This is a genomic window from Escherichia albertii NBRC 107761 = DSM 17582 (assembly GCF_000759775.1).
GTDB classification, from domain to species: Bacteria; Pseudomonadota; Gammaproteobacteria; order Enterobacterales; family Enterobacteriaceae; genus Escherichia; species Escherichia albertii.
Genome location: NZ_BBMY01000183.1, coordinates 1 through 6,043, shown reverse-complemented (window position 1 = coordinate 6,043; position 6,043 = coordinate 1). Strand labels below are relative to the sequence as shown.

The 6,043-nt window shown below is 52.2% G+C and carries 6 protein-coding genes; 1 reads left to right on the top strand and 5 read right to left on the bottom strand.

From position 1 onward, the window contains the following. Positions 1 to 4: 4 nt before the first annotated feature. The 5 genes from EA14781_RS21525 to ltnD form a co-directional block, all read right to left on the bottom strand. Positions 5 to 1,369, bottom strand: a complete 1,365-nt coding sequence (locus tag EA14781_RS21525) for a GntP family transporter (protein WP_000104451.1) — start codon at positions 1,367 to 1,369, stop codon at positions 5 to 7. 88 nt (positions 1,370 to 1,457) lie between these two features. Then, positions 1,458 to 2,234 (bottom strand): HPr family phosphocarrier protein, encoded by a 777-nt coding sequence (locus tag EA14781_RS21520; protein WP_001136909.1) that lies wholly within the window; start codon positions 2,232 to 2,234, stop codon positions 1,458 to 1,460. Between the two features lie 4 nt (positions 2,235 to 2,238). Then, complete coding sequence (otnC, locus tag EA14781_RS21515) at positions 2,239 to 2,877, bottom strand: 3-oxo-tetronate 4-phosphate decarboxylase (RefSeq protein WP_000997546.1); 639 nt, start codon at positions 2,875 to 2,877, stop codon at positions 2,239 to 2,241. After that, entirely contained in the window at positions 2,874 to 4,136 is a 1,263-nt protein-coding gene (gene otnK, locus EA14781_RS21510; protein WP_000590375.1) for a 3-oxo-tetronate kinase, read from the bottom strand. Before otnK ends, otnC begins: the two co-directional genes overlap by 4 nt. Then, positions 4,133 to 5,041, bottom strand: coding sequence for an L-threonate dehydrogenase (ltnD, locus tag EA14781_RS21505; protein ID WP_000848006.1), 909 nt, complete (start codon positions 5,039 to 5,041; stop codon positions 4,133 to 4,135). Before ltnD ends, otnK begins: the two co-directional genes overlap by 4 nt. A gap of 195 nt (positions 5,042 to 5,236) precedes the next feature. Between ltnD and ygbI the strand changes: the two genes are divergently transcribed. Further along, a complete protein-coding gene (gene ygbI, locus EA14781_RS21500) occupies positions 5,237 to 6,004 on the top strand; it encodes a DNA-binding transcriptional repressor YgbI (RefSeq protein WP_002461462.1) in 768 nt (255 codons plus the stop codon). Positions 6,005 to 6,043 lie beyond the last annotated feature (39 nt).

The following is a 6,043-nucleotide window of genomic DNA, read 5'->3' as shown; positions in this document are numbered from 1 at the left end:
AAGGTTAAATTACCGCCCAGATGCACCAGGTGATTAAAAATCCGGTAAAGCCGAGGATGGTCGTTAACACGGTCCAGGTTTTCAGACCATCCGCCACCGACAACCCGAGATATTTGGTCACGATCCAGAAACCAGAATCGTTGATATGCGATGCGCCAAGTCCACCAAAGCAGGCCGCCAGCGTTACCAGTACGCATTGAATTGGATTCAACCCCATCACGGCTTCCGAGAGTAATCCGCCGGTTGTCAGGATTGCTACAGTTGCCGACCCCTGAGATGCACGCAGCGCCAGTGAAATAATGAATGCCGCAGGCAACAGAGGCAGGTCAATCATTTGTAACATGTTGGCAAGAGCTTTACCGACGCCTGACTCCACCAGCACTTTGCCAAATACCCCACCTGCTCCAGTAACCAGAATCACGACCGCCGCAGTGGGAAGAGCAGAACCCATAATGTCGCTGGTATGTTGCAGGCTCCAGCCGCGACGTAAGGCCAATAACCAGAACGCCAGTACTAACGCAATCATCAATGCCACCATCGGTGAGCCGATTAATTGCAGCGTGCCGAGCAGAGGATGCGAAGCCGGCATCAGCGTTGCGGAAACCGTACCCGCCATAATAATCGCGATGGGAATGATAATGAGCGAGGTGACCAGCGTCACGCCCGGCGGATTTATTTTGTCGCTTAATTTTGTTGTGATTTCATCACTGGCCGGAGCAAGCTGCATCTGTTCCAGAACTTCAACCGACATCGCATACTGGCGTTTATTGATTATTTTCGCTGCAAAGTAACCAACAATACCGACCGGAATAGCAATAGCGATACCGATAATTGTCAGCCAACCAATGTCTGCATGGAGCAATCCTGCCGCCGCAACCGGACCGGGGTGTGGCGGCACCGCCACGTGTACGGTCAGCATGATCCCGGCGACAGGCAGGCCGAATTTAAGCGGTGAGATTTTGGCGACTTTAGCGAAACCGTAAATAATCGGCGCGAGAATAATAAAGCCGACATCAAAGAAGACGGGGATACCGAGAAAGAACGCTGCCAGCGTCAGTGCGGCGATGGTTCGTTTATCTCCTAACTTACGGCTGAAATAATTAGCCAGTGATTCTGCGCCGCCAGAGTGCTCGATCATTCGTCCCAGCATAGCACCAAGGCCGATAATAATGGTGACGGAGCCAAGTACGCCGCCCATTCCGGCAATCATCACTTTACCTACTTCCCCTGCCGGGATACCTGCTGCAATGGCGACCAATAAACTGACGAGAAGCAGTGCGACGAATGGTTGTACTTTTGCTTTGATGACCAGTAGCAACAGCATGATTACGCCAGTTAACGCAATACATAATAATGTAATTGTGGACATGGGAAACCCTGTCTGAAAGTTATAGTTAACCTACCCCATCCGTAGATGGGGGGATTTATGGGTACGTTGTAATTATGGATTTAGTGAATTAGCGCCAGGCGTCAAACCAGCCAAGACCTTCTTCGGTGAGGCCCCGGGGCTTGTATTCACAACCGATCCAGCCCTGATATCCCACCTCATCGAACAGGCGGAACAGCCACGGATAGTTAATCTCGCCATCGTCCGGTTCATGTCGGTCAGGCAGTCCGGCAATTTGTACGTGGGCATATTTCCCGGCGTAGTCGCGGATTAAATGCGTCAGGTCGCCATCCACTTTTTGCGCATGAAAAGTATCCAGTTGAATAAACACATTATCGCGCGCAACGTCTTCAACAATCGCCAGTGCCTGATACTGGCTGGAGAAGAGATAATGCGGTTTAACGCCGGGGCTGAGTGCTTCAACCAAAATCCGCTTGCCATGCGGCGCAAAACGGTCAGCGGCGTAGCGGAGATTATCGATAAAAACCGCCCGATAACGTTCAGCATCTTCGCCTGTGGGCACTACGCCCGCCATCACATGTAATTGCTCACAATTGAGCGCCAGCGCATATTCCAGTGCCAGGTCGATGTCCGCGCGCGCTTCCTGCTCACGTTCGGGAAGGGCGGATAATCCCCATTCACCCGCATTAACATCCCCGGGAGCGGTATTGAACAGCGCCAGCGTCAGATGATTTTGCGCCAGTAGCTGCTGGATTTGCTGGGGGGAGTAGTCATAGGGAAACAGAAACTCCACGGCATCAAACCCGGCTTTTCGCGCTGCGGCGAAGCGTTCAATAAACGGCACTTCGGTGAACATCATCGATAAATTAGCTGCAAAACGAGGCATCGCATTAACTCCTTAATTCCGCAATTTCATCTGCGGTCAGATAGCGGATCGGGCGGTCGCCGAGAATAAAGATCAGCTTTGCCGTTTCCTCCAGTTCTTCCATATTGTTAGCGGCTTCTTGTAGGCTTTCTCCACAGACCACTGGACCATGATTTGCCAGTAAAAAGGCCTGATGGTCTGCCGCCAGTTCTGCCAGATCCCTGGCGATGCGTTTATCGCCAGGACGGTAATAAGGCACTAGTGGGACGCTTCCCATCCGCATCACCACATACGGTGTGAACGGGCGAATAACATTGCTGCTGTCCAGCCCTTGCAGGCAGGAGAGCGCGGTCGACCAGGTGCTGTGCAAATGCACTACCGCTTTACAGCGTGGATTATTGCGATACAGCGCCAGATGAAAGAGCACTTCTTTTGACGGTTTATCGCCGCTTAACCATTCGCCATCGGCAGTTACTTTGGAAAGTCGCTGCGGCTTGAGATTGCCCAGACACGACCCTGTCGGCGTCGCCAGCAAATTACCGTCAGGTAAAAGCAGCGACAGGTTTCCGGCTGAACCGGTGGCGTAACCGCGTTGAAAAAATGAACTGGCAATCCGCGTCATCTCTTCTCGCAAAGACTGCTCTGCTTTTGCGAAATCGTTCATGATTGAAACTCTCTTTGAGCACGTGAAAAAAAGGCTTCATCGCCGAAGTTGCCGGATTTAAGAGCGAGTGAAATGGGTTTATCGAGCGCATTGACCCACGGCACGCCAGGGGAAATTGTCGGGCCAATATGAAAACCTTTAATTGCCAGACTTTGTGTTACCACGCCGGAGGTTTCACCTCCCGCCACGATAAAGCGGGTGACACCTTCAGCAGCCAGTTGTGCCGCCAGTTGAGAAAATAGCGCTTCTACCGCATGGCTGGCTTTTTGTGCGCCGTATTTCTGCTGAATAGCAGCCAGCGAGTCAGTGCTGGCAGTGGCAAAAACCAGTGGTGCAAGTTCGCTTTCCTGACCCAGAACCCACTCCGCCAGTTCGCGAGCGTAAGTGGCGAGTGTTTCTGTAGAGAGACAACGGGCAACATCAACCTCACGTACTGGTGCTATCTGGCGGTAATGCGCTACCTGGCAGTTAGTCATTTGCGAGCATGAACCAGAGAGCACCACGCCACGCCCTGCAAGCGGACGCCCAGCTTCGCGCGCGTGGTTATCGTTAGCTTGTGACCACTGTCGGGCCAGACCAATCGCCAGGCCGGAACCCCCCGTTACCAGTAGGGCATCGCGCAAGGCTTCTCCCTGAATTTCCAGATGGCGTTCGGTCAGCGCATCCAGCACCGCGTAGCGATAGCCTTCTTGCTGTAAACGAGCCAGTTCCTGACGAACGGCTTCCACTCCTTTTTCGAAAATATGCGCTGAAACGACGCCGCAGCGTCCTGTGGATTGCGCTTCAACCAGGCGGGGAAGGTAACTGTCGGTCATGGGATTTACCGGATGATGACGCATCCCGGATTCGGCCAGCAGTTGATTCATCACGAACAAATATCCCTGATAAACCGTGCGTCCGTTGACCGGTAGTGCCGGAGAGAAGACCGTAAACGGCGTGTCGAGAGCATCCATCAACGCATCGGTAACCGGGCCGATATTACCTTTCGCCGTACTGTCGAACGTGGAACAGTATTTGAAATAAATCTGTTTGCAACCTTGCTGTTGTAACCAGCGCAGGGCTTCCAGCGATTGGTGTATGGCTTCTGTTACCGGACAGGAGCGCGTTTTCAGACTGATAACAATGGCTTCGATACCTTCCGGCATTACATCTGTTGGAACACCGTTGATTTGCACCGTTGGCAGACCGTTTTCTACCAGAAAACTAGCGATATCCGTCGCGCCGGTAAAATCATCGGCGATTACGCCAATCTTGATCATGATTTTGCTCCCGGTAGAGTGATGCCAGAGAAAATCTTGATGACTGCGCTATCGTCTTCTTTCCCGTAACCCGCGTTACTGGCACTGGTGAACATATTCAATGCTGTTGAGGCCAATGGCAGCGGGAAGTGCAGGGCTTTTGCGGTATCGGCAACTAGACCGAGATCCTTAACAAAAATATCGACGGCAGAATGCGGCGTGTAATCTCCATCCACCACATGGCGCATTCGATTTTCAAACATCCACGAATTTCCGGCGGCATTGGTCACGACGTCATACATTACATCCAGTGGGATTCCCGCGCGGGCAGCAAGCGCCATCGCTTCCGCTCCGGCAGCAATATGCACGCCCGCTAACAACTGGTGGATGATTTTTACTGTCGCACCCAGACCCGGTTCTGCGCCGATGCGATACACTTTTCCGGCAACAGCTTCAAGTACGGGAGCCAGGCGTTCAAAGGCGAGATCGCTACCGGATGCCATGACGGTCATTTCACCGTTAGCCGCTTTTACCGCACCCCCGGAAACCGGCGCATCCAGCATTTCCAGATCGAACCCAGCCAGCGCAGTGGCTATTTCTTGAGCATCGGCACTGGCAATGGTGGAAGAAACCATCACCGCGGTGCCTGGTTTCAGATGCCGCGCAACGCCCTTATCACCAAACAGCACCTGTTTAACCTGGGCTGCATTTACCACCAGTACCAGCAGAGCATCGAGTTTTTCGGCAAATGTCGCTGCATTATCAGAAACTCCGCAGGCGCCAGCTTCTTTCAGCGTGGTACAGGCATTGCTGTTCAGATCTGCCCCCCAGATGGAAAGGCCCGCGTGGATACACGACAGTGCCGCCCCCATCCCCATTGACCCTAAACCGACGATGCCGACATGGTACTCAGATCCCGTTTTCATTTTCTCTCCTTGTTAATTTAAGTGATATTTTGTTTTATGTTGTGAATATAAGCGCCATGAGATAATGATATGGTGAGCTGTTTCACAAAAATTAACAGTGTGTGTTATTTTATGTGACGTAAGTGATAGTCGCTCTGCGCACGTTTCGCGAACAAATAGCGTAGAATGGCCGCAGGACAAAGGAAGGAGCAGAAGTTGATACCCGTAGAGCGTCGACAAATCATCCTTGAGATGGTTGCTGAAAAAGGCATTGTCAGTATTGCTGAACTGACGGACAGAATGAATGTGTCGCATATGACCATTCGTCGCGATTTACAAAAGCTTGAGCAACAGGGAGCCGTTGTCCTGGTGTCTGGAGGCGTCCAGTCTCCGGGCCGTGTAGCACATGAACCTTCTCATCAGGCAAAAACCGCGTTAGCAATGGCGCAAAAAGCGGCTATCGGCAAGCTTGCGGTAAGTCTTGTCCAGCCGGGAAGTTGTATCTATCTGGATGCGGGAACGACCACATTGGCGATTGCGCAGCATCTGATTCACATGGAACCACTCACTGTGGTCACCAACGATTTCGTTATTGCGGATTATTTACTCGACAATAGCAATTGCACAATTATTCACACCGGTGGCGCGGTTTGTCGGGAAAACCGTTCCTGCGTGGGAGAGGCTGCCGCTACTATGCTACGTAGCCTTATGATTGATATGGCCTTTATTTCTGCATCGTCATGGAGTGTTCGGGGGATTTCTACACCAGCAGAAGATAAAGTCACGGTGAAACGGGCGATTGCCAGCGCCAGCCGCCAGAGAGTGTTAGTCTGCGATGCAACAAAATATGGTCAGGTGGCGACCTGGCTGGCATTACCGTTAAGCGAGTTTGATCAGATCATTACTGACGATGGCCTGCCGGAGAGCGCCAACCGCGCACTGGCGAAGCTCGATCTCTCCTTGCTGGTGGCGAAGACTGAATAAGAACATGACCTAAAAACAGGGGACTCATGCTTCAATGAT

Bases quoted from the DNA above. Each gene is read 5' to 3' on its own strand.
- EA14781_RS21525 (WP_000104451.1), bottom strand. From the start codon at position 1,369: ATGTCCACAATTACATTATTATGTATTGCGTTAACTGGCGTAATCATG.
- otnC (WP_000997546.1), bottom strand. From the start codon at position 2,877: ATGAACGATTTCGCAAAAGCAGAGCAGTCTTTGCGAGAAGAGATGACG.
- otnK (WP_000590375.1), bottom strand. From the start codon at position 4,136: ATGATCAAGATTGGCGTAATCGCCGATGATTTTACCGGCGCGACGGAT.
- ltnD (WP_000848006.1), bottom strand. From the start codon at position 5,041: ATGAAAACGGGATCTGAGTACCATGTCGGCATCGTCGGTTTAGGGTCA.
- EA14781_RS21520 (WP_001136909.1), bottom strand. From the start codon at position 2,234: ATGCCTCGTTTTGCAGCTAATTTATCGATGATGTTCACCGAAGTGCCG.